Origin of the sequence: Vibrio sp. THAF190c (assembly GCF_009363355.1) — a bacterium.
Lineage (GTDB): Bacteria > Pseudomonadota > Gammaproteobacteria > Enterobacterales > Vibrionaceae > Vibrio > Vibrio fortis_A.
Genome location: NZ_CP045339.1, coordinates 1,537,596 through 1,562,442, shown reverse-complemented (window position 1 = coordinate 1,562,442; position 24,847 = coordinate 1,537,596). Strand labels below are relative to the sequence as shown.

Genomic DNA, 24,847 nt, shown 5'->3' with positions numbered 1-24,847 from the left:
CTTATAGTCACGCTTTCACTTGATAGGTTGAATAGTAAGTCTCTACTTTGACGTGATGAGTTTCATCCTCTCCTAGCGCTTCAACGACTTTCGTAAAAGTATCGTCAGCACCGAAGCGTTCAACAAGAACCTTGTAATATTTGGTAGAGGAGAACAACACATGAGAAAGCTGCTTGGCACTCATTTCTATCGTGATATCGCCGTCATAAACTTTGAGCTCATAAAGGTCATTAAAACCCGTAAAGTTTTCAGCATGATTGTATTGAGAAGAAGATGGTGGAAGTTGTGCACCTAAGCGGTCCAAAAATTCAGATAACATCACTTTGAAATCGTAAGCAACAATAAACGCGTTAGGGCGACAAACACGAAGTAATTCAGACACTACTAAGCTTTTGTTTGCATAAGAGAGTGAACCTGCGAAAGTTACGATGTCCACAGATTTTGCGCCAAGCGGAATGCACTCCCCTTTTCCTTGGGCAAAACTTACACCTGTTTGACGCTGCGCTTTTGTGAGCATATCAATACTCGGATCGATACCAACCACGTTTGCACAATGCTGACGTAGTACTTCTGTTGAGACCCCAGTACCACACCCTATATCCAAGCCTAGATTAAATGTTGTTTGGCTTGTTTCTCTTAAAGCGTGTTCCAATATTTTTCCATGTATCGGTGGACGATACGCAGCATAATGTTTAGATGTTTCTGAATCATATTGGTCGCTCATAAGAATCTCTCCTAGCTTACAAAAATCAACCCTTGCCGTTTCTATATATTGCTCCAATCTTTCAGGCCATTTCTTCTAGATTGAAAATGATAATAGAGACTTAAAACAAAGGAGAATACTGAACTGACGAAAACGGCACTAAAGAAAGTATCAATAAATCTCGCCTCATCCTGAGCCAAACTAAAGAGATAGGTAATAGCAAGATACACAATGAAGAATTCAGTGAATTTCAATACCACGTTTTTGTGAAAAGATTCCCAATAAACGGGCTTCAACGCGACGCCTCTACTTCTTAAAAATCGGTATAAAATTGTTTTGTCTGTGTTACATGACAACCCGACAGAACGTAAGTAAGTGTCAGCTCTTGCAAGCTTTTCCCGCTCAATCATTAGTGCTGTCCCTCAGTCAAATCAAGGAGATTATCAGACTAAACCAACGCGCATTTCGAGGCTCTTCAAACTTTTATTTATCGCTTGAACAAGCGACCATAAACCCAACACTTGACCGTGTACGGTAAGGTGTTTATATTGACGCCGCCTAACGGGCACACCCTAAAATGCACATTCGCCATCCTGCCATCATTGGTGCATTTATATTGGTGTTTCTTACACTCATGTTGAACAAACTACGTCCTTTTACTCGCGAATCGGGTGCTCTTATGCAGCTTTCGATTCCAATCATTCTGACTCAAATTGCAACACAAGCGATGGGCTTTGTGGATACCACCATGGCTGGCCAGGTGAGTCCTGCAGATCTTGCTGCCATTGCCTTAGGAACCAGCCTTTGGATCCCTGTACTGCTATTATTACGCGGTATTATCATGGCGTTAACACCGGTAGTGGCGTACCACAGAGGCGCAAGAGACTTTCGAAGTGTCTCTGTCGGGTTCTTCCAGATGGTTTGGCTAGCGCTGATCGCTAGCGTCATACTGATTGCTTACCTTGTTAGCGCCAAACCTATTTTGGAGTGGATTGGTGTTGCTTCAGAGATCATACCAATTGGTAGTGACTATGCATTCGCACTGGCCTTTGGTGTACCGGGCATTGCTCTGTTCTACACCTTGAATGGCTTCTGTGAAGGCATGAACAACACTAAGGTACCGATGATCATCTCCGTCATTGGCTTATTGGTGAATATACCGGTTAACTACGTTCTGATTTACGGTAAGTTTGGTTTCCCAGAAATGGGCGCTGTTGGCTGTGGTTGGGCGACAAGTTTGGTGTACTGGATGATGTCGGGCATGCTCTATTCATACATCCGCGCACATCATCATTACAAGACGATTATCAACTTCTCTGACGCAGCACCTAAAGCTAAAGAGATGTTTCACTTGCTAAAGCTTGGCTTACCTATCGGAATGAACATTGCGGTGTGTGGCAGTATTTTTGCGGTTATTGCGCTTATGATTGGTCGTATTGGTGCCGAAAACGTTGCTGCTGCACAAATTGCACTGAATATTTCGAGCATGACCTACGTAATTCCAATGAGCATCTCATTTGGCATTACCATTCGCGTTGGTCATGCCCTAGGTGAGAAGAACGAACTCAGTGCGATTGAGCGCAGTAAAATCGGCATTTTAGTAGCGGCAATGATTTCACTCCTATCAGTTGCGACTTTCTTACTGTTTCCTGATTGGATCATTCGACTGTACACGACGGATCCAACCATAAGTGCTACAGCAGCCACACTGCTTGTTTTTACCGCCATGTACCAATTTAGTGACGCGCTGCAAACATCGGCGAATGGTGCTCTACGTGGATACAAAGACACTAAAATCCCAATGTTTCTAGCGATTGCATCTTACTGGGGCTTGGCATTGCCGATGGGTATGGTACTCGGACTCACCGACTATGTAGTTCCGGCTATGGGCGAGACAGGTTTTTGGGTAGGCATCTTAACAGGGTTAACCGTCGCTGCAGGCTTGATGCTGTTTAGATTGCGTTACGTAATTAAAAACCGTGATATGGAAACATTAAGCGCCGCATAGGTCACAAAAAGATTAGAAAAAAGGCGATCCATTGGATCGCCTTTTTTAATGAGTTTTAATGATAACTATCGGTTAATTGCTAAATAGGAACCTGCGGCAATCATGATACCACCAGCGCTCTGGTTTAACCTTTTGTGAGCACGAGGCGTTTTCAACAATGTCACCATTCGACCCGCCCCCATCGCAATCAGCAACAAGCCCGTCATTAGAGCGACAAACGCTAACATAGCAACTAGTACGATATCTTGTGAACGTAGTACAGTAAGATCGATGAACGTTGGCAAGAACGAAATGTAAAAAAGAATCACTTTCGGGTTTGACGCAGAAATTAAAAAGCCTTGCGCAAAACTTGCCAGTGCTGACTTTTGGCTTTGCTTAGCAGCTTGCTCTGCCGATCCCTGCACTTCAGGCAGGCTTCTGAACATCTTGTACCCAAGGTAAATCAAGTAAGCAGCACCAACGTAACGAATCACTTCGAAGGCGAATGACCAATTTTCTGCAACCGTTGCTAAACCAAAACAGGCAAGCACGAGATAAATCATGTCACTGCATGTCATTCCTAACGAAAGAGTGATGCACTTTTTCCAACCGTGAACCATACCGCGCGCCAATATGGCAAACACGCCCGGTCCTGGTGTAATGCCGAATACAAACATGGCTATAAAAAATGTAACTGCACTTTCAAATGACATCTTCCGCTCCTCCTTTTATACATGTGCTAGAAGAACTTTGAAGCTAACACGGAGTTTACTATTGAGTAAAGATTAAACATCTAACCACTCATTGACACAGGTAATTAATCATTGATTACACAGCTCAAGGATTCTAGTTCGCATCGCTTGATTAACACTAAAGTACGTATTCAAGAACTCCAACTGTGCGACTGCAGACTCCGGCGTAAACTCATAGCCTTGAGTAAATGATGGGAGCATCTTGGAAAACTCTGGATAACGAGCTTCTAATCTTCTATCCGCCATAAACACATCTACTAGCGCTGGATTAGGTTGTTCGATTCGCTCTGCCAACTCTATTAGACGATCAAGAGCAAAAGACTGGACAAAACGCATGCCAGATAGCTTCTCACCTCGATTATAACGACACATTCCAACATAAAGGTTTGTCATCGCCTCTCCAATGATCCACTCTAAGTCGTTATCTTGATTCTGCTCTTGCTTTGGTGGCACACAGCAATCAGTATTAAAATCAGCTTGTTGCCAAACGATACGACCTTCTGAAAAAGGAATACCCGCTAACTCTTCCGGCTCAAACACAGCGAACTCACAGAAAACACCATCGCTGTACAACACTTTGTAGCCATCGACTGTATTTCTTACCGCGTAATCAATCGGCTTTATATCGGATAACCACGCAAGGCTGTCTAGAAATTCTCGTTTATGGCCTTTTTGGACAATCGCAAAGAAGTCAATGTCAGAATACTCATCTAATCGCTCTAGCTCTAAGCCTACGGAGCCGAGCCCAAGCAGAGCGTGTGCTTTACCTGTCCTTTCTAACGATGCACCTATCTGGTTTAGGCGCTCTAGTAATAATGTTGGTCTATCCATAATTCTTTTCTCGCTTGTTGAGTCACATCAACCTAACGAAAATCAAACGATGGAATAAGTCTAATTTATAAATTCTGTGTATAGGATAACCATTTGTACGGGAAAACTTGACCAAGTTACTGTACGGATTGAGGTTTAAAGTTAGCTAGTTGGAAGATCAACCCCATGAAAACAAAAAACGCGTTACAACCAAAGGCAGTAACGCGCGACGTCATTTAAAAAGAAGTTCTATTTAGCATTCGTCATTAACAACACGAACTGTACACTCACAACCACCTACCGGGCATTTGCTACCATCCGAACGTCCAAAAGAGTCGTAAATAACATAGCAACCTGAAGGGAGGTCTGCATCAGGAATATTGGTACTATCAAGCTGTGCTTGCGTGAATGAATGGGTGTAACCAATCACTGTGTGCCGGTTACCAAATTCCGACGTCAAACTTTCATCGTCAGATAATGTTAGGAAATCGAGCATGTTAAGCTTATCGCCCGACTCGCCTCGGCTTTCTGGACATAAGGTGCCCCAATCGACTTCAACACTACCGATGCCAAAATCAATCACGTAGTTGCTTTGATCACTTGGATTCTCTGCGCTGGGATCAAGCCCTTGAATAATGGCTTTCGATACAACTTGAGCGTTCACACTGTCCATTGCACTTGCAACGCCTTCTAAAACTGCTTCTCGCGCTGATTCTTGGATTCCCAAAAACCTTGGTGCAGCTGTCACAGCGAGGATGCCGAGTATAATCACAACGACAATCAACTCTATGAGAGTAAATCCATTTTTCTTCATAACACACTTACCAATAACAGCAAATTCAATAAAAAACCTGAATGAATATTCTAAAACTATACACTGTCATTGCTGAGGAAGACATAAGTCGTCAATCGCAATTTGACCGCAGTCTTGAAATGAAGAAACCTAGGAAGCTGTCGCGTATTACGTAACCTCGCTGAGTTTTGTCGAGTTTTAATTAAATAGAGCTGCGAAATTCTCGAGGGCTTACACCGGTTTTTGCTTTAAAAAGCTTGGAGAAATGTTGAGGATACTCAAAACCCAACTCATAGCCGATTTGAGTGATACTGTGCTCTGTCTCAGCCATCAGTGTCTTAGCACGCTCAATGACAAACAAATGGATATGCTCTAGCGCGTTTTTTCCGGTCTCTTTCTTTAACAGATCGCTTAAATAATACGGAGAAAGCCCAAGTTCTTTACCACAATATTGAACCGTAGGAATACCAAGCTCGAAAGGTCTGTCGCCTTGATAGTAATCGGCGAGTAATTTGCTCAAACGGTGAATATGGTCATGGTTCAAGTCTGCACGCACAATAAACTGGCGATCATAAAAACGGTTACAGTATTTAAGAAGTAGCTCGATGTTGGAGCAAATTAATGACTGAGTATGCTTGTCGATATTAGCTTCTGTTTCGTTGCCAATATTGAGCGCGATATCTGTCACCATGGTTCTTTCGCGCTCTGACAAGTGCAGCGCTTCGTTACTCTCGTACTCAAAGAAGGTGTAGTCGAGCATTTTTCCATAAAGATCCGACTTAGCAATCAACTGTGGGTGAAAAGCCAACGTCCAACCGATTGAGTCCTCAACATGTTCGCTAGGAGCAATACTCACTTCTTGTTCAGGAGCGAAGAATGTCATAGTGCCAGTATCAAAATCGTAGGTTGTCTGCCCGTAACCAATGCTGCAGTTGGCGCCATCCTTGAGTGAAATAAAGTACAGACCGAACCCCAGAGTCAGATGTTCGTTGAACTCTCGCGTGATCTTAGATTGATCAATCAATGTCACCAAAGGGTGTGTCGGTTTCGGTAGTCCTAAAAACTGGTGTAACTCAGAGATGGTATTTATCTGTACTTTCTTGGTCATAATCACTCTCCAGCCGCTTTACTTAATCGTTGCAAGCGTTACTGAACAACGGCTCTCATTGTAGACTCTAATTCTGCGTAATATGGGTTCCATGTTAAGCGAGCATGGATGCGCCCTTTTTCAGTATAACCCCAAGCAGAGAACCATGTCGGCTCACCATTCTCACATGCTTCGGTATCTGATTTGCTAAAACTATTCTCACAAATAATCTTTTCGCCCTTCTCACCGTAGTAACTGTTTTCTGGGGCGAACAGTGGGCTCATGTGCGATGCTGTGCTGATTCTAAGATCATCACGATGCATTGAGTAGACTTGAGTCTTACCTAACTCGTCAGATTGCTTTTGTTCCCCATACCACACCAACTTGCTATTGGGATGGGTAAAGTGGTTCTCGAAGTAATCGTACAGTGCTTGCGAATCAATCACACTATCCGCTTCTGCAGTTACTAACAAAGTTGGGATATCTAACTCTCTGCCTTCAATTTTGTCACGGAACACTTGTGCACTCTCAGAATAAGCTAAAGCACTATTAATCGGCGCAGAGCTGTATCTCGCAAAATTATTCTCCACTGCGTTCCAGCCATCAGTAAACAGAGCGACAAAGGGAGTTAATTTTTCTAGAAATGGCGTGACCGTTTGGAACCCAGGAGAGAACAGCATCAGCCCATCTACTCCGTCATTATCCAGCGCATGAATAGAGACAAGGTTTCCTCCTGTCGAGAAGCCGCCAAGCCAAACCTGATCATGTTCTTGTTTAAGCAGGTTCGCATAATGGTCAACTAGAGTTTGCCAGTCTTGGTAATGAACCAACTTCATGTGCTCAGGGTTGCTTCCGTGACCCGGTAATAATACAACTTGTACATAAAAGCCCTGTTCTACCAAAGATGTCGATATATCACTAAAACTGAATGGTGAATCGCCAAGGCCGTGAACCAAAAGAATCGCCTTTTCGGAAGTCGGGTCACCTTTGCTGTATGGGACATTCATTGACAGCTCTTTGCTATGGTCTTCAGCAATGAAAGCGCGATTTTCTGACAACCACTCGCTCGTCGTATCCACATATTGTTCAAACGAGGGCTGAATATAATCGTAATACTCGCTAGATGTATGAAGAGGCTGATGGGTTTCATTGACGCTGGAGCACCCCATTAAAACTAACGCGGCTAGAGAGATGGCGAATAGTGGCTTGATGATCTTCATGGGGCTCCTCAACATCTTAGAATTCTATTGACTAAGCAGTGATACGTTTTGCTAGCCAACTCATGGATATCACTATTTTAAGGAACTCTTGCGCTCACTACTTATACAAATCTAAAAAAATAGCGTTACTTCATTAATAAAAAATACACACTAAACCATTGAATATTAGATCGTTATTTCAAAGATTATATATAATCTGGAGATCTGGGAAATGTATAAGTCAATCACTAAGGAAGATTAGATATATGCAGTTTCTAACCGGTGAGAGGCATAGAAGCGAGAGTGGGCAAAGAGGTTCTTTGCCCAGTTAATTCATTTTGAGTTATTTGATTAAACGTACAATCAAAGAACCTGGAGCACGAAGGGTTTCAAGGTTGTGGCTAATGACAGTGCCAGATTCAGGCGCTGTGTATCTCAGTAGCTCCTTGCCAAGAGAATCGTATTGGATTGCAAGCAAGTCGTCCTTTTCCACTTTCTGCATCAACGAAACCTGTGGCTCTACAAAACCGCCCTGCTTTGCTTTAATACTTATGATCTTATCGCCTTCTAGTGGGTTGTTCAGTTTAGAAACTTCACCTTCAATGACGCCTTCCGCTGTTAGGATGTTCATAACCCCTTGAGTTGCACGTTCCACCAGTTCACGTTCAAAATAACGACCAGAGCCTACTTCCACCGTAATACTAGGCACACCGTGTGTGTTCCAAGCCGTTTCCAACACCCCTTTCTCACCCGGATCGTTCAAGACCACATCAGCGTTCATAAGAGCCGCCATATGTTTTGCTTTTTCAATTCTGTAATCTGCGAAAATATAGAGTGGATAGCACGTCCCTGAGGTTTGTGTGTGCAGGTCGATCGCAATATCAGCGTTTGGCAATAATAGGTTGTTCCATAACGTTCCTAGATAGCGTTCAACTTCATTCCCTTCAACATTACCAGGGAAGAAACGATTGAGGTTTGACGGCGATGCATCAGGATCAACAGGGAAGAAATTGCGACTGTGATTTAAAATACCGCTCACGTTAATCGTTGGAACAATAGTGACGCAACCCGCGATATCCTGCTCAACGAGTCTTTGTGCAACTTTCATTGCTGTCATGATGCCGTTCTGCTCATCACCATGAACACCAGCAGTAATCACGACTTTTTTGCCCTCGCTGCGGCCCTTAAAAACTCGAACAGGCAACTGTTGCCATTGCCCGATAGCATTGGTCGCTACAGCAAAGCTTAACATATGATCACCCGACGGGAGATCATCCACATTCAGTGAGTGAAGGTATTCAAAAACTTGCGTTTGATTATGTGTCGCCATTTCTGACATATCAATTTCCAATAGATTTAATAAACAACAAAGGCGAGTCTCAGCTCGCCTTTGGTCGTAGTGTAATATAAGTCGGTCAATTAATTCGGGATCGTGAATTACTTTTTAGAGATTAAGCAAAGCCCATCAGGTGTGCTGCAATAACGACTACGCTTGCTAGTACGAACAGCAGACCAATAAAGCGACCACAGAACTTAACCCATACCCCCCAATCGATGCGACATACACCCAGAGTTGCCATTAGAGAGGCAGACGTCGGTACGATGATGTTAGTAAAGCCATCACCCAGTTGGAACGCCAGAACTGCAACTTGACGAGTTACACCTGCGATATCCGCCAACGGAGAAAGCAGAGGCATGGTTAGTGCTGCTTGACCAGAACCTGACGTCACGAAGAAGTTAAATCCAGATTGGAAGACAAACATCAGCCAAGCTGCCATCACGTCTGGAAGACCACTAATAAAAGAACCTGCGCTATTTAGAATCGAGTTTAGTACGCTCGCTTCGCTACCAGAACCACCGCCTAAAATTAGAAGAACACCTTTCGCACAACCTACCAGTAGCGCAGGCGCTAGCATCATTCCTGCCCCCTCTTTAAACGCATCTGCTGCGTCATTAAGAGACATGCCGTTCAAACGGAAAATAGCACCGATGATTGCCACGATAAAGCCCATAGTGAAGAACTGAGAAGCAATCTCGGGGATGTACCAAGCATGAACTACTACACCGTAAATAACCCAACCAGTAGTGCCCGCAACAGTCAGCATGACCAGCGTATCAGCAAAAGACCATTTCGCAACAGGTTGATCATCTTGCTCTTGCTTGCGGAAATGCTTGTCAGTTGCAAAGGTAAATGATGATTCTGGGTTCGCTTTAATTCGTGATGCATACAACATGGTGAAACCAATACCGACAACCGTAAAGCACGCCCACATCACCATACGGAAGGTCATGCCAGATAGTACAGGAATGCCAGCGATACCTTGCGCGATAGCTACTGAGAATGGATTCATCCAAGACGTTGCAAATCCGATTTGAGTCGCAACGTAAGTTACCATCACGGTAGTAATACTGTCGTAACCAAGTCGTACCATTAGCGGGGCAATGATAATCGCAAATGCTACCGCTTCTTCACCCATACCGAAGACTGCACCACCTAAAGAAAACAGTAGAAACAGCACTGGGATAAACAGTGCTTCGCTGCCTTTAGTTCTATTGATAAGGTGAAGAATACCGTTATCAATGGTGCCTGTGCGAATAACAACGCCAAACGAGCCACCAATGATCAACATGAACATGATTACGCCAATTGCGCTACCCCACTTCGAGCCTGATACCAGACCTTCAAATGGGAAGTTCATTAGACCAATACCACCACCAGACGCGAAGAAGCCAACCGTGTTGTAGATAAGCTCACCGTTTTCATCTGTTGCGTAGCTAAAAGAAGCAGGGTCGATAACGGTGCGCGTTTTTTCTGCACCATCAACAATGAAAGAGACGTCTTGGCTTTCAAAAGTACCAGCAGGAATGAAATAAGTCGCTGCTGCGGCAAAAATACCGATCAGGAAAATCAGGATCAGTGTATCTGGCAGTTGCCATGATTTAGTTTTCTCTAGAGAAGAGATAGAAGATGCTTGAGACATAAAAAATTATTATTCAAAAAAGATGCATGAATTATCAATAAAAGCATAAGTTACTTCAACCTAAATTTTCATATTTAGTGAATTAATAATCTATATTTTGATCATAAATAAAAAATAATTACTATTATTGAGTAAATTTCAAGCATTAACAACCGAATAACCATATCGACAACAAATCAATCACACCATTTTAATTTCCCTATCAAATGCAAAGATTGTTTTTTGAACAATACTATTTATGTACATGCATAATCTCATTAATAGGAAGCAAACATGAATAAAATGATCACCTTGCTCTCGCTAGGATTAATGACCATCAGTTTTCCGTTACTGGCATCAGGACATTTCCAGGTAAACGAACAGCTCTCTACAGTTAACTTTGCTTCGATAAAGAAGCAGTATGTCGTTGAACCCGCTGTCATATCAGGCATAAGAGGTAAAATCGACGATAAAGGAGTCTTGGAGCTCACAATCCCACTTAACATGCTAGATACTGGCGTATCTATACGAAACGAAAGATTAAGAGCGATGTTCTTTGATGAAGAGAAGTTCCCATCGGTCAAGGTGACGGCATCGGTGCCTGAACAACTGATGGGTAATGAAGACCTCGCGATGCAGAAGATGCTTCCAGCGACAGTTGAACTCTACGGCCAGTCAAAAGAGCTCATTTTTACTGTAAACATCGTCAAATCGGGAAGCCATTTAATGGTGTCTACCGCCAAGCCAACCGTTATTTCAGGCTTCGATTTCGGTATACCTGAAGAAAGCTTGAGCAGTGTGTCAAATACCGTGGGTGACATCGCACTGTCACCCAGCGTACCTGTGAATTTTTCACTAGTGTTAGAGAAACGCTAACTCTAAACTTCAAGGCTTGGGTAATCACATACTCCAAGCCGTTCTTAGAGGCTCGCTATAACGGTCACTGTTTTTTAGAGCTAAACGCACCGAGATTTCAGTCTAGATGTTAGATGAGCCTTTCAACTGCGACTCATCATTTCCAACTTAGCACAGTCATTAACGTCCACCAGCAATATCAATAAAAGTACCCGTAACATATGAGGCTTCGTCAGATAGCAACCATGCTATAGATTCCGCAACCTCTAACGGTGTTCCACCTCGCTTTAGTGGGATGTTAGGCGCTAAGCGCTCAACACGGTTAGGCTCTCCACCATCAGCGTGCATTTCTGTGTGAATGAAACCTGGTCTAACTCCATTAACTCGAATACCTTGCTCAGCTAACTCCAACGATAGACCTTTAGTTAACGAGTCCATTGCACCTTTGGAAGCGGCATAATCTATATACTCAAAAGGTGCCCCAATTCGAGAGGCAGCAGATGAGACATTGACGATTGCTCCCGGACCATCAATTTGATTGATGAATGCCTTACAACACAGAAAACAGCTTCCAATATTCGCAGCCATGACTTTGTTAAAACGCTCATAATCAATGTCCGCTAAGCGAGATTGAGTGAAAAGAACACCTGCATTGTTCACCAAATGCGTTACCTGCCCTAACTCTTGGTTTACTGCAGAAAACATCGCTTCCACTTCGGATTCGATAGAGGCATCCGCTTGAAAAGCCATCGCACTGCCACCTTTCGCGGCAATGTCTGCAACCACCGAATTTGCCGCACTGTGGTCTTTACGATAGTTAACACAAACACGGTAGCCTCTACTTGCTAGCAAAAGGGCTGTTGCTGCGCCAATACCACGCCCACCACCAGTGACAATTACTACTTTCTGCATCGTTTTTCCTTATCTTTATATCCCAATAGTGACAGCACATTGCATTGAGGACGTGAGTCCAATGCTTATTGGATTCTATGAGATTCCACTCATTACTTTGTAATACACTAGGCCAAACAAACCCGCGAACACTAAAACAGTAATCAAGATTTTTAACCAAAGAAACTTCATACCTACATCCACCTTTATTTTTGCTTTTATCTGGAAGTTGATGATATGCAAAAGAAATGTGGTGAACAAGGCGTGCTACACAAAGCTACTGGTTAGATCAAAAAAGCAGAGCCACTATTTGTGGCTCTGCTTCGTTCATTGGCTAATATTCGTTAATAGTTAACGCGATTAGTTAGCTGGGCGCCATACACCCCATTTATCTTTTGCGTAAGTCGCTTGCGGGTTATCACCACCTTGAATCCACCATTGTGCTTTCCAGTTTTGGTCTGCATAAGTCACAATCTCACCGCCAAGATAAGTTTTGGTCGCGCTCCAAGCATCGCCATCATCTGGTTCTGGAGTCGGCGTTGGTGGCGGTGTTACTTCATCATCAGCAATCACTTCAAAGCTAAAGGTCTCTACACGCTCACTGTTAATTGCGTTTGCAGAGAAAGTCAGTGTTTCGTTTTGTGAAACAGATGTAGTATCAATCAGCACAGAAGCCGTTCCGTTATTCTCAATCGATACCGATGTGCCTGAGGTTTGAGTAAAGTTTGCTGGTTCTTCCGTTGCAATTACAACTTTATCACCTGCGTTAACCACTTTATCACTCTTAACAAGTTCATAGATGTCGCCCGCTAATGGCTCAACGTTACCATCACCATCTTTAATTAGCGTAAGTTCACCTGAAGCGCGGCTATCTCTTGAGTTAAAAAAGTTTCGTGACGGATCGTTTTGGAAATACATGTAGTGTTCCATTTCCGCATGCCAATCACCGATGAAGACTGCACCATCTTTAAACTCTTCATGCCAACCATTAATTTCAGATGCTAGTAGTCGTTCCCAATCATTAACGTTTGATGCATCGATCTTAATATCGAAGCTACGCGCTACGTCACCATTTTTATTGATAATGTCGTACTGGACAGTATCGCCAATAGCAGGTGTTGCGAAGTCTGTTGGAATGTAAAGATCACCGCGAACGAGATCAGGTTGTGGACCCGGCTCTGGCGGAGGCGTTTCACCATTAACAATCGTGATATCCGAACAGTTGTAGAAACCTTCGCCTGCCGCATCATCACGCTGCCAACGTACGAATAAAATAGCATCACCGGAACGGTCAGATGGAATAGTGACATCCATACGATACTTGCCGCCATTTACCGGGACATTGCCTTCGGTTTGAATTAGGTCTAAATCACTCCAAGCTAATGCTTTACTTAAATCAGCGTTAGGCTTAGTTAGGTAAAACTCCCAAAAAGATGGGTTGTGTGGTGCCGTCGCGTTAAATACAAACTCAAATGTGCCAGCATTTACTTCAGTACGAGTCCAACCAGTGTGAGGCGCTCCCATACCTTGTTTCTGTGGGTCATTTGCGTAACACAATGTGCCGTCAGGAATGGCAGCACGAACAGCATTCATGTTGTTGAAGTCAGTGATATTTTTTGCGTATTCATTGCGCTGAACAAAAGGGTAAGTACCAGAGATATCTTTAGCGTTCGCACAAGCTGCATTAGGTGGGCTACCTGACCAGATACCACCTTGTTCGTAACAGATGTTTTGACGAGCGCTTGGAAACTCTGACCAACCGTGCGCGTGAGCAGTTGTAGACATACCTGAAAACAGGGCCATGCTTACTGCTAGCTTTAACATATTTTTATTTGCAGTCACTTTTAAACTCTCTACATTTATTATTTTAGATTTACGTGCGAAATAAACACCACTACTTAAAGCACGCAATTAGTTTTCTATGAAAACCTTATAAAATATTATTCATTCAAGAGATCAATCACAGTGAAAATTATTTCTATATGAATAAACATCACAAATTTACATATTGATGTAAATTTTACAAAACTGGTTAAAAACAAGCAAATAGTTGATAAATAAGAACTTAACCTTAAAAGAAAGACTGAAAAACCATCTTATTTTACACGTCTGATGAGTATTTATCTGTAATGCTTGACCTATTCCAATATGTGACAATCACCCAAAATTATATTTCAAACCAATAATTAAAGGATAACTAATATAATTAATTTTTATACATAAACTCAAAACCATCACTAATTATGAGATTTAAAAACCAACAATAACTCTGTTTTTCAATAATAATATCCATAAGAATTACGAATATTATTTTCAAAAGTAGGGATTTAAAGTGGCTAAATCTTAGTGATAGCTATCGACCAGCCTGATTTATGCACACATTTGACCAAGCTCAAGAGAACGTGAAATTCACAAAACTAATCGATTCAATAACTTTAAACAAAAAACTGAATGCTTTAGCATGCAATCAACGTTTATAAAATAGTCGGGTCTCCTCATGCGAATACTGCTACTTATCCTCTCAATAATTGCCGCTCCTAGCTTTGCTGAAACCAAGATCATCAAACAGGTTATGGACATGGACTCAGAGAACATCGATAAAATGTACCAATTCATTCCCGACTACGTAGAGATAGAGCCTGGTGACAAAGTGTTGTTCAAAGGTACCGTAGGTTCCCATACAGCCCACAGTATCCAAGGCATGCTTCCCAAAGGGGCAAAACCTGTCATGATCTCAGGCTCAGATGCCCAAGAGATTACTTTCGATAAGCCAGGTGTCTACGGTATTAAATGTAAAGTTCACCACCGTCACGGGATGGTTGCCTTAGTCGTGGTAGGCGATCCAAGTGTCAATCTAGAAGAAGCTCGAGCGGCCGCGAAGAAACGCGTCAGTCGCAGAGCTCAAAAGAAGATGCAGCTCTTGCTTGATAAGGCCCAATAAAAAAACAGCGCCTAATGGCGCTGTTTTTTTATATTTCAATTGGCTATAACGCTAGCATAGTAATCCAAGCTTACACTATGTTGCGTGGGGCAAATGAAAAGCCTTCGAACTGATGTTTGTATTGAGACTCACCAATTTTTTTAATCTTAGCAACACCCATCTTGTAGTTATAGTTACCACTTATCTGATCCACGACTCTTGTCGTTAAAGAGTTTGCAGGGTTCTTCATATCCAACATATTGCAATATAGGACCCCTTCTTTAGTTGCTGACGTCACGATCGCCACCGCTTTGATCTCTGCGTAATCCAATTGAATATGTCCCTTGTCCATCAGCTTACTAAACTGAAAGTCGCCCTCCTGTACACTCAAGATAGTGTCCTTAAAGTTCGCTACACGTTCTGAGTAAACTAACACTTCATCACCGGCTTCGATGCCACGCTTATGTGCATCATTAGGATGAATCTCGATCCAATTTACTGGCCAACGTATAGAGATATAAGGCCTCCGCTCAACATCATCAAAACCTGATTGCCAGATTTCATTGATACGCCCATTGGAGAACCACAACTCGTCACTCTTTGGCGTAATCCATTCATAAAAGTCACTAAAAAGATCCCAAGGGTGTTTTTGAAGGTTCACCTTCCCCGTTTGCGTGTTGAATCGGGTAAGTGTTTTACGCATCAAGTTGGCGCCTTGTGGCCCATCTTTTAAACCTTTCTTTTCGAACTCAGACCAACTCATCTCGGTGTCGTGCAGTCGCTTAGTACCAATAAGCTGTTTGGTGTCATAGTTGTAAAAGACCGGACCTTGGATCCCTTCAGTTCCGAACTCAGCCAACTTCTGGTGTAACGTTTTGCCTTCAGCATGTGCGGCAACTTTTATCATATTGAAATCTTTACGACTCCCACGGCTAAATCGAGACGACTCTTCAGCAACTTCATTCGACGTTTGCCAGTCGAATCCATCGTAACCCATTCGTGATGCCATCTGACCAACAATCCACCAGTCGGGTTTTGAATCACCCGGCGCATCAGTAATTTTTTGATAAAGACGTAAACGTCGCTCACCATTCGCACGCATGAAATCCTCTTCTCCCCACGTTGCTGCAGGAAAAATAATATCAGCAAAGTCTTTACCAATCGGCTCTCTTAGGTAGATGTCTTGATTGATCACCACCATGCCACCTGAGTCAGCACGCCTCTTGAGCGTCTCGATAATATGTTGTTTATTTCTCTGGGTAACTTGATGTGGGTTGCGCGCTGTCAATTCAGTGAATTTTTCTTTCAGCCCATAACTGCCACACATTGACTGTATCCACGTAGTACCAATCACGTGAGCCATTCGAGTGTGTCCTGAATACAAGTAGCGGTCCGTATCAATAGAGCGACGACGACGCCCCTCGACTTTTTCCGGAGACTTATTCCTAGGCAACTTGCCTCCAGACACACCACCTCGTTGGTGACCACCAAAACGACCAATCACTCTACCTTGGCGTCCACCTGTACCAATAATGGTAGCGAGCGACGCGATAGCGTTAGTATTTCCGGTATTGTTCGACCAATAGAAACCCTTCTCAATCCCTATCGATGTTTTAACACGTTCTCCTGATACAGGTTTGGCTAACATTTCCGCTGCTTGATGTATTTTTTTGACATCAATTCCAGCAACCCTTGCTGCATACTCAGGAGCATATTCGGGTTGTTCTAGGTTCCACTGTTTGTAATCATCAAAACCGTCAGTTTGAAACTTGCCCCAAGTTGTACGCCATTGCCACGGCGTATTTCGTGTACCTTGCCCAAACCCAGAGTTAGACTCCCATTTGTTATTGACCCACTGTTTTATCCACTCGTCGTCTTGCCAACCATTTTCAAGAACCACTCGTGCGATAGCGCCTACCACCAAGTTATCTGAGCCGGGATTGATATCTAAATGAAGCCCACCATTGGCTTTCAACCAAGCGATACCAGCAGTTTCTCTTGGGTTAAGAATGACGGTTTTCATACCACGTTGAACAGCCGGCATAATGAACTGAGTAAAAATGATCGTCTTAGTTTCGTAAGGATCAGTACCACAGATCATTAAGGTATCTGCACTTCCCCAGTCATCATAACTGGGGGCGAAATTGTCGAAACCAGCATCACGGAAACCCGGCGTCGCTGTCACATCCGACGGTGTATCATGAAACGAGAAGTTAGCCGTATTGATATGCCTTAATGCATATTTAGTAATGGCATAAGTGTTTTCAATATATTGATAGGAATAGGTTTTTACGCAATAACTGTTTGATCCATGGGTATCAATAACATGACGCCCAACCTGAGCAGCAATATCAAGGGCAAAATCCCACTCTACAGGCTGTAGTGTTCCATTTATGCGGACAAGAGGCTTTTGCAGTCGATCTCTGGTTGGCGTGTTAGGGTTATAGAGTTTTTGAGCCAACAGGCCCCCTCTTACCGAAGAGTCACCGCCTTTGTTTACAACATTCATGTCTTTATCAGCGATAACGACAACGTGATGAGGTTTGCCTTTATGAGTAATAATATTGTGTTGCTGTGGAGCCACCCAAGCCTGTAATGCATGCACAGGGAAATCGACACCAAATGCATTCTCACCTGCACGAACACCGCCGGGAGCAACGTCAACCGGCCAACGATATACCTTGTACCCACAAGCAACAATGCAGTAGTCACAGGCTGTTGTAATCACTTCTGCGCTAACAGGAGGGATTATGGTTTCTGTTGGACTTTGGTAAGTATTCATCTGTTGTACTGTCATTTAACTCACCTCCACATCAATTAAGTTCTCAACTCGACCAAAGATCAGTCCCATGACACCAACGGCATAGATATCATCGCCATCTAGCTCAAGTAACACTTGTGGTAAGCTCTCAAATGCTTGACCAGATACCATTATCCCATGTCGGCGCAGATCAAATGTTGATAAGTGAAATGGGCACTGCCCAACAATCCTGTGCTCTCCTTGCGCTTTATAAGCGCCGGTCAAAGGACCACCTTGATGAGTACAAGTCATTGAAAATGCAATGACATCTTTGGTCGTACCTATACCACCTCCACACTCAATATCTGCTTTTACTAACATGGCTACCGAGTTAGGTCCGTCGTCTGGATATTGAAAATAGACAGGTTCATGGTTCTTAAGATTGCTTAGCTGAGCAATCTTCTTCCTTTGATAACCGACAACTCGGGCATCAACTTCTATTTCGGAACTGGTGCCTGCAAACAGAGTAAGCGGAATAATAGAGACGGCAGTCGCTGCGCCTGAATACAAAAGAAAATCGCGGCGGGACATCATACAGCGGCTATGCCCTTTCGATGACGCAGAACGTTTTGTGGTACTCATTTCTTCGCCCCCATCAATTGTTCTTTAGTAAACAGTGGCTGGTATTCAGGAATCATGGGTTCATCTATCTCTATTTCTTCTCCAGAAAACGCTTCGACGAATCGAAGCAGGTCAAGTTTTTCATCTTCAGTTAAACCGAGTGGACGTATTAACGGAGATTTTGTCTCAGGAAACCAGGTGGTTCTGCCGTCTTCGGTGACACCCCCGCGATTGTAAAATTCAATCACAGACTCCAACGTTGGTAGTGTGCCATTGTGCATGTAAGGGGCTGTATATTTGGTATAACGCAAACTCGGTGTTCTGAATTTCCCTAACATCTGTTTGCGCTTGGCGCGAAAATAAGCGCCAGGGTCTGCTTTGGTATGGCGGTACATCTCTTCCGTGACACCTTTTGAGTAGAGCTCAAAACGGAAAGTAATTTGTGCTAGCCCATCATCTTCCCACCAAGGGCTCGGTGGAACACCTATGTTATAGAACCGTTGGTCCGCCGCTAACTGACCGTTATGGCAAGCTATACACCCTGCTTTTCCTTCAAACAGTGATTTACCTCGCAATTGAGATTCGGTAAGTGCACTCTTGTCGCCAAGCAGATAGCGATCTATCGGTGTATCACGCTGGATCATTGTGCGTTCAAATGCTGCAATCGCACGCCAGGCGTTATTGATTTTGGGGGTGTCGTCGCCAAATACCTCCTTAAAGCGCTCAACGTATTCAGGCACCAATGCAAGGCGAGCTTCCATAATGTCGTCTTCGCCATTCCCTGCCACCGCACCTTTTGCTGCATCTTTGGCTTGCGCCTCGAGAGACATAGCACTGCCTGCCCAAAACAACTTATCGTAGTACGCTGCATTGATAATAGTTTGACTGTTTCGCCAATGAACTGTGCCCGGATACCCCATAGATAAGTCATCAGGGAATGCCCAGCCTTGTGACTCTAAGTGACAACCAGAGCAAGGACTTGTTGTGTCACCACTAAGGCGCCCGTCAAAGAAGAGTATCTTTCCGAGTTCGATTTTTTCTGGCGTTTGCTTATTATCCGGAGGAATCGGCACCTCACCCAAAGCTTCTAATTTGGCTGCGCTCGCGACACTAATGGGCAAAAGAGCCAGAATCGTTGAGTATATCAGAGTGTTAGTTTTTAGCATCAGCCCACCCCTCTGTGTATTCATACCCAAAGTCATACTCAAGCCATTCGTACTTCTCTCCGGTGAGTGGGTCGCCCGATAGTGACTTTAAAAATTCAAGCAAATTGCTTTTGTCGGCATCAGTTAAATTCAATGGTTTAAGTTTTTTGTCTTTGTTTGAATCTTGACCGCCACCTTGATCATAGAAATCAATCACTTCTTCTAATGTTGCTAGCATGCCGTTGTGCATATAAGGTGCCGTATGATTCAGCTCACGAAGTGTTGGCGTAATAAATTTTCCCCTATCACTGCCATCTGCTTTGTGGGTTTGAACATGAGCGCCCACATCACGTTTCAACGTCAAGTAATCTTGGACGCCCATAAACATATTGAAGGCCAAAAACGATTGGTGACGCATTGGATCTAAAAAGATATCAAAGTTTTCGGGTACACCAGTATTGTGCGGCAAGCCATCACTGAACAACTCCCCAGTGTGGCAACGATTGCAGCCCGCCTTTCCGTCAAAAAGCGCTTTCCCTAATTTCGCCTGTTCAGAAAGTGTGTCGAGATCGTAAGGCGCATTTTGCGAAGTTAAACTCTTTAGATATTCAGGGATCGCTTTGCGTACCCCCCCATTTGAAGGCTCACCTAACCCCGCTTTTTCGAACATCTCAACATAGATAGGATCTTGCTTTAAACGCTCTTGCATCAAGCGCATATCCATATTCATTAACCAATCTTCAGTGATATTCTCACGAACTACGTCGTTTAAATTCGTCCCAATGCGCCCATCGTGAAACCACACGGTTTTGTACACAGTATTGATGAGTGTTGGGCTATTACGAAACCCTTCGCTGCCGGTGTAAGCTGGACTCAGTGGCTCTGGGTAAGAAAACCCATTTTCAGGAATATGACAACTAGAACAAGAGATAGAGTCGTCGCCCGACAGCCGAGTATCGAAGAACAGTCTTTTGCCCAACTCGGCTTTTGCTTGGTCATATTGAATGGGCGGCAATCCTGCTTGTAAACCCATGGAAAAAAGAAGACTAAGTCCTGCAATAGATTGAGGTAAACCAGTCATCTACGCTCCTTTTTATGTGCCACTATACTTAGTTTCTATTATTAACCCTTGAAACATTAAAGATATGATTAGGATCATGCATTCGGAAATGATAGAAGTTATTATTCAAACTTGTTAATTGAACGGTGTCTCAGACCATGGCCTTGAACTCATTTATCCAATTCGCTCTAAATGCTCTAGACCACGGAACTGATGAACAAAAACTAACCGCAGCACGAGCATTGGCTTATGTTGGTAGCGCTATCGACGATGATACAAGTGAGATCACAAGTACCAACTGCGTTTACACTTCTCAAGAAACAAACCGCTCTTCTATCATTCAATCCACTATCGAAGTGCTTTCCAGCCAACTTCTGCAAAATAATTTAGAACTCACACTTACTTGCTTGGAAAGCTTAAAACATTACCCAGACACAGACTTGAGCACTTTGATCGGCAGCTACCATCATTCAGACGATATCGACATTAAGTTGAGTGTATTGGATGCGATTACCAACAATAGAGCGCTGTGTGATGCCATCCCTTTTCTTTGTGAGCTTGTTATTGAGGAAATGGACTACTGGGATGGAGAATGGAACGACGGTGACGATATCCGCTTAAAGGCAGCCCAATCATTAGTGAAATGTGCACACGCTCTAAGCCGTGAGCAGTGCAGCTTACTCAGTGAGGTGTTGTTTGACGACCTTGATCCTGAGCTGAAACGCACACTACTTACGGTTTTATCTATTGGAAACCCGACACAATTGGAGTTGATTGCAGAAAAGCTTACCGTTACGGAATATCGCAACTACCTAAACGGCACTCACAATCGTGCAGCACTATATAAGGCAATGAAAAGCCAAGATATGAGAAGCCGCCAAATCGCCTACCGTAGATTGTCGCAATCCAATGCACGTGAGTATCTCCAAGAGTTTCTCTCAGGGCTTTCAAACAGTGATGTTCAAATCCGTCGAATTTCTATTGAAACCTTGGCTCAATGGCAATACTCAATAGAACTTAAACATATTTCAACGACACATATAACTTCAACCACAGAGCTTGATTTACTCAGCACTCTGCTCAAACCCGAAGCAAAGATGTGGTTCATCGAACAGTGGTCGCAAGACGTTATCGATATCAGTCTGACGCCGTCCATCATCAAACTGTCGGTCAGCTTAAATGATCCTGTTGATTCGCTATTAGACAGAGTCTATACAAGGTTTAACTCACTCGGTCTATCGTCACAAATAGAAACTCTTGAGGTAATATTCACGTCTATTGATAAGCCATTAAGTCTCGCATTCATTCGTCAACAACTAGAGAGCACACAAACTGACAACGCGGTTAGACAAGCGCTCGTTACGCACTTATCACAGCAAGAACTTGCCCAATACCAATGTTATTTCGAACAGCTATTGCTTCAACAAGGTTACACGTTAGACACCCCAACGGATACTTCTACTTACGACGCGCACAAGCCAATGCAATCAAAAACTGTGTCTAACCCAACATCAACGCTCGCCGCGTTATCAATCGCTTCAACGGATTCGAACAAGCAGAGAAAAAATAAAAAGAGAGCGAAGCTAGAAGCAGTAGACAATCAAACCTACGCTATCGCTAACTGCAACAATGCGAATCACCTAATCCAGCTATGTTCTGAAGAGTACCTATCGACCATGAGGCCGCAGGCAGCATCGGCCCTTGTGATGGCATTGGTTGATAATAATATTCCTTTATCTGAGGTCTCTAACTCGCAGTTGGAAAACGTTATAACTGCGAGCCTCGCTGACGAGTCATTCCATCGAATCAACCCTTTACTAAACTGGTTAGGTAAGGAATGGTTAGATAGAAACTGGACTGCATTGATTAATCACGAACGCCTGGCAGTGCAACAAGCTTGTGTCTCGTTTATACATGACGAACAAAGATTGAACGATTGTTTCGCTCACCCTTATATTGGGATCCAAGAGCAAGCAATCCGAAGGTTAACTCACCTAGGCTACCTATCTGATCGTTTAATACTGGATGCAATAGTCTCTTGCCCGCTGTTAATTAATGACCAAACAGTATTGAGACCTCAGCGCGTCTACCAAGCGCTAATGGCATGCTCTGTACATCACCCCGTTCAAGCACTCAATGCCTTCGCTACGTACACAGAAGCAAGGACCAAGCGAATATAATATTGCCCATTTTAGAGCTGCGCTTTACTGTGAGTTGCTCTTTATTAAGAGATAGATTGCCTCTGATCTCTTTGCGCTAGAGCTTTCAATAAGTAATCGATGAACTCTTTCTTTCGCTTGGGCATCAATTGCCTCTCGGCATAAACTAGGCTGACACTGACTCCCGGCATCTTATAATCAGGAAGTAATTGAACCAATTTCCCTGATTCAAAGTGCTCGCGACAGATGAACTCTGGTAAGACTGCGATCCCCAAACCGTCAATACAGGCACTCAGGCATGCGGTCACGGTATTTACTCTTAGCTGAAATGGTAACTCAATCGGAACCTGCTCACCGTTGGGAGGAGTGATAGTCAGCTTTGGTACCCTTGCTGCTTTATTTGACACTTGAACCATCTTGTGTGGAGGAACCAGATCTTCATGTGATTCAATATCCCCAAATTTATCTAGATACTTGGGGCTGGCGACAATGACTCGCGTCGATGTTGCTAAGTATCGCGACACCAAACTTGAATCGACAAGCTCGCCAATCTGCGCATAGACATCGATCCCCTCACCCACGATATCGACTTCACGGTTGGTTAACTCTAAATTCATCGTCACATTTGGATACTCATGAAGGAATTGATGAATATAGGGTGCCAATACTTGCTGACCCAACTCCACAGGGAACACAACACGAAGCGGTCCCCGTATCAAATCTTGATTAGCTGTCACTTCCAGTTCTGCTTGATTCATGATTTCAAGCATCTGCAAACTCGATGCGTAGAAACGTTCACCTTCTGGCGTTAAAACCAAACTTCGAGTAGATCGCGTGATCAATCTCACACCTAAGTGCTGCTCTAACTCAGCCAACTTACGACTTACTGTGGATTTTGTCATATCCAAAACTTCGGCTGCGTGAGTGAAACTTCCACACTCAACCACTTGTACGAAAACGGACACGGCGTTGAGATCCATCATTAACCTCTGCTTTTAATTGGTAAGATTTATGCAACAGTGCTTCTTATTTTTCCTATCTTATCAACCAATCGATTTCATTTACAATTCGTTACATCTATAAAAACGAGATCGAAGAAAAATGACTGATTCAACGCCAACAGCTCAAACAAAAAACAAGAAACGTAACAAGGCACCACTGATTGCAACCGCGATCATGTTAGCGCTGGGCCTTGGTGGCGGTAGTTACTGGTACGGCTATGGCCAATATTTTGAATCAACAGATAACGCCTACCTACAAGGCGACATCACTAACATTAGCCCAAAAGTATCGGGCTACATCGTCACTTCGCATGTACATGACAACCAAGTCGTCAACAAGGGCGACCTATTGGTTGAAATTGACGACCGTGATTATCAAACCGCACTATCCCAAGCCAATGCTCACCTCGCAGTTGTCGAAACAAGTGTGTCCAATCTATTGGCTCAAAAAGAACTTCAAAACAGTCAAATTCTACAAGCTGAAAGTCGCGTTGACTCGGCCAAAGCAGAATATGACCGTGCAATACAACAGACACAGCGCTCTCGCAGTTTGCTCACACGAAGCTATGCCTCTCAAGATGAGGTAGACAGTATGTTAGCCCAACAAAAAGTTGCCCTAGCAGCGCTTGAAGAAGCGAAGGCGAATCTTGTAGCAAGCCATGACCAGTTGACGGTTATCGACAGCGAAATTGACCAAGCAAAAGCTTCGGTAACAGAAGCGATCGCCCAACGCGATCAAGCTCAACTTAACCTCGACTACACCAAAGTATATGCTCCCGCGTCAGGTGTAATTGGTAAACGAAGCGTCCGCGAAGGTCTTTTGGTACAAGCCGGTACTCCTTTGATGAGCTTAGTGCCAAATGGAGATATATGGATTGAAGCCAACTTCAAAGAGACACAACTCAATGGTATTCACCAAGGTCAGAGCGTCGAAATTGAACTTGATGCATTCCCAGGGCAACCACTAGAAGGCAAAGTCGATAGCTTTTCACCAGCGACCGGCGCGAAGTTTGCTCTGCTTCCACCAGAGAATGCGACAGGTAACTTCACCAAGATTGTTCAACGCGTTCCTGTGAAGATCACCATACCCGATCAGAAGGAACTTAAAGGTCGCCTGCTACCTGGATTGTCTGTTGTAGCGACAATCGATACTCGAGGCTAAAT

At 43.6% G+C, this 24,847-nt stretch carries 21 protein-coding genes; 5 read left to right on the top strand and 16 right to left on the bottom strand.

What is annotated here, in order from left to right:
- Nucleotides 1-7: 7 nt before the first annotated feature.
- Together FIV04_RS21930 and FIV04_RS27400 are read right to left on the bottom strand one after the other, a co-directional pair.
- Entirely contained in the window at nucleotides 8-724 is a 717-nt protein-coding gene (locus FIV04_RS21930; protein ID WP_152470542.1) for a class I SAM-dependent methyltransferase, read from the bottom strand.
- Between the two features lie 41 nt (nucleotides 725-765).
- Nucleotides 766-1,113: a DUF6404 family protein gene (locus tag FIV04_RS27400; protein WP_367618267.1), complete on the bottom strand. Its 348-nt coding sequence runs from the start codon at nucleotides 1,111-1,113 to the stop codon at nucleotides 766-768.
- Between the two features lie 224 nt (nucleotides 1,114-1,337).
- Between FIV04_RS27400 and FIV04_RS21925 the strand changes: the two genes are divergently transcribed.
- Nucleotides 1,338-2,711, top strand: a complete 1,374-nt coding sequence (locus FIV04_RS21925; RefSeq protein ID WP_152470541.1) for an MATE family efflux transporter — start codon at nucleotides 1,338-1,340, stop codon at nucleotides 2,709-2,711.
- A gap of 65 nt (nucleotides 2,712-2,776) precedes the next feature.
- On the opposite strand, the gene FIV04_RS21920 is transcribed toward FIV04_RS21925, so the two are convergent.
- The 7 genes from FIV04_RS21920 to yfcC form a co-directional block, all read right to left on the bottom strand.
- Nucleotides 2,777-3,403, bottom strand: coding sequence for a LysE family translocator (locus tag FIV04_RS21920; RefSeq protein ID WP_152470540.1), 627 nt, complete (start codon nucleotides 3,401-3,403; stop codon nucleotides 2,777-2,779).
- Nucleotides 3,404-3,511: 108 nt separating this feature from the next.
- The gene (locus tag FIV04_RS21915; protein WP_152470539.1) at nucleotides 3,512-4,273 is read right to left on the bottom strand and encodes a hypothetical protein; all 762 of its coding nucleotides are present in this window, start codon (nucleotides 4,271-4,273) and stop codon (nucleotides 3,512-3,514) included.
- Nucleotides 4,274-4,505: 232 nt separating this feature from the next.
- Nucleotides 4,506-5,042 carry a type II secretion system protein gene (locus tag FIV04_RS21910; RefSeq protein WP_032552930.1) on the bottom strand — a complete coding sequence of 179 codons (537 nt, stop codon included), beginning with the start codon at nucleotides 5,040-5,042 and terminating at the stop codon, nucleotides 4,506-4,508.
- A gap of 205 nt (nucleotides 5,043-5,247) precedes the next feature.
- On the bottom strand, nucleotides 5,248-6,153 hold the full coding sequence (locus FIV04_RS21905; RefSeq protein ID WP_152470538.1) for an AraC family transcriptional regulator: 906 nt from the start codon (nucleotides 6,151-6,153) through the stop codon (nucleotides 5,248-5,250).
- 38 nt (nucleotides 6,154-6,191) lie between these two features.
- Nucleotides 6,192-7,352, bottom strand: coding sequence for a carboxylesterase (locus FIV04_RS21900; protein ID WP_152470537.1), 1,161 nt, complete (start codon nucleotides 7,350-7,352; stop codon nucleotides 6,192-6,194).
- A 322-nt stretch (nucleotides 7,353-7,674) separates the two neighbouring features.
- Nucleotides 7,675-8,670, bottom strand: coding sequence for a succinylglutamate desuccinylase/aspartoacylase family protein (locus FIV04_RS21895; RefSeq protein ID WP_152470536.1), 996 nt, complete (start codon nucleotides 8,668-8,670; stop codon nucleotides 7,675-7,677).
- 112 nt (nucleotides 8,671-8,782) lie between these two features.
- A complete protein-coding gene (yfcC, locus tag FIV04_RS21890; protein WP_152470535.1) occupies nucleotides 8,783-10,312 on the bottom strand; it encodes a putative basic amino acid antiporter YfcC in 1,530 nt (509 codons plus the stop codon).
- 273 nt (nucleotides 10,313-10,585) lie between these two features.
- Here yfcC and FIV04_RS21885 point away from each other — a divergent pair, with 273 nt between their 5' ends.
- The gene (locus FIV04_RS21885) at nucleotides 10,586-11,167 is read left to right on the top strand and encodes a YceI family protein (protein WP_152470534.1); all 582 of its coding nucleotides are present in this window, start codon (nucleotides 10,586-10,588) and stop codon (nucleotides 11,165-11,167) included.
- 159 nt (nucleotides 11,168-11,326) lie between these two features.
- Here the strand turns inward: FIV04_RS21885 and FIV04_RS21880 are convergent, their stop codons facing one another.
- Together FIV04_RS21880 and FIV04_RS21875 are read right to left on the bottom strand one after the other, a co-directional pair.
- Complete coding sequence (locus FIV04_RS21880; RefSeq protein WP_152470533.1) at nucleotides 11,327-12,058, bottom strand: SDR family oxidoreductase; 732 nt, start codon at nucleotides 12,056-12,058, stop codon at nucleotides 11,327-11,329.
- Between the two features lie 339 nt (nucleotides 12,059-12,397).
- Nucleotides 12,398-13,861 (bottom strand): lytic polysaccharide monooxygenase, encoded by a 1,464-nt coding sequence (locus tag FIV04_RS21875; RefSeq protein WP_152470695.1) that lies wholly within the window; start codon nucleotides 13,859-13,861, stop codon nucleotides 12,398-12,400.
- A 673-nt stretch (nucleotides 13,862-14,534) separates the two neighbouring features.
- On the opposite strand from FIV04_RS21875, the gene FIV04_RS21870 reads away from it, so the two are divergent.
- Nucleotides 14,535-14,978 carry a plastocyanin/azurin family copper-binding protein gene (locus tag FIV04_RS21870; protein WP_152470532.1) on the top strand — a complete coding sequence of 148 codons (444 nt, stop codon included), beginning with the start codon at nucleotides 14,535-14,537 and terminating at the stop codon, nucleotides 14,976-14,978.
- A 70-nt stretch (nucleotides 14,979-15,048) separates the two neighbouring features.
- On the opposite strand, the gene FIV04_RS21865 is transcribed toward FIV04_RS21870, so the two are convergent.
- Genes FIV04_RS21865 through FIV04_RS21850 form a run of 4 tightly spaced genes read right to left on the bottom strand, consistent with a single transcriptional unit; the run spans nucleotide 15,049 to nucleotide 20,496 of the window.
- On the bottom strand, nucleotides 15,049-17,754 hold the full coding sequence (locus FIV04_RS21865; RefSeq protein WP_253895471.1) for a molybdopterin-dependent oxidoreductase: 2,706 nt from the start codon (nucleotides 17,752-17,754) through the stop codon (nucleotides 15,049-15,051).
- The gene (locus FIV04_RS21860; protein WP_152470531.1) at nucleotides 17,755-18,339 is read right to left on the bottom strand and encodes an arsenate reductase (azurin) small subunit; all 585 of its coding nucleotides are present in this window, start codon (nucleotides 18,337-18,339) and stop codon (nucleotides 17,755-17,757) included.
- Nucleotides 18,336-19,484: a cytochrome-c peroxidase gene (locus FIV04_RS21855; protein ID WP_152470530.1), complete on the bottom strand. Its 1,149-nt coding sequence runs from the start codon at nucleotides 19,482-19,484 to the stop codon at nucleotides 18,336-18,338. The genes FIV04_RS21860 and FIV04_RS21855 overlap by 4 nt, the downstream gene beginning before the upstream one ends.
- On the bottom strand, nucleotides 19,471-20,496 hold the full coding sequence (locus tag FIV04_RS21850) for a cytochrome-c peroxidase (protein ID WP_253895555.1): 1,026 nt from the start codon (nucleotides 20,494-20,496) through the stop codon (nucleotides 19,471-19,473). Before FIV04_RS21850 ends, FIV04_RS21855 begins: the two co-directional genes overlap by 14 nt.
- A gap of 185 nt (nucleotides 20,497-20,681) precedes the next feature.
- Here FIV04_RS21850 and FIV04_RS21845 point away from each other — a divergent pair, with 185 nt between their 5' ends.
- Complete coding sequence (locus tag FIV04_RS21845) at nucleotides 20,682-22,703, top strand: hypothetical protein (protein ID WP_152470528.1); 2,022 nt, start codon at nucleotides 20,682-20,684, stop codon at nucleotides 22,701-22,703.
- Nucleotides 22,704-22,747: 44 nt separating this feature from the next.
- Here FIV04_RS21845 and FIV04_RS21840 read toward each other — a convergent pair whose 3' ends face one another.
- Nucleotides 22,748-23,662, bottom strand: a complete 915-nt coding sequence (locus FIV04_RS21840) for a LysR family transcriptional regulator (protein ID WP_152470693.1) — start codon at nucleotides 23,660-23,662, stop codon at nucleotides 22,748-22,750.
- 121 nt (nucleotides 23,663-23,783) lie between these two features.
- On the opposite strand from FIV04_RS21840, the gene FIV04_RS21835 reads away from it, so the two are divergent.
- Nucleotides 23,784-24,845, top strand: a complete 1,062-nt coding sequence (locus tag FIV04_RS21835) for an HlyD family secretion protein (RefSeq protein ID WP_152470527.1) — start codon at nucleotides 23,784-23,786, stop codon at nucleotides 24,843-24,845.
- Nucleotides 24,846-24,847: the final 2 nt, after the last annotated feature.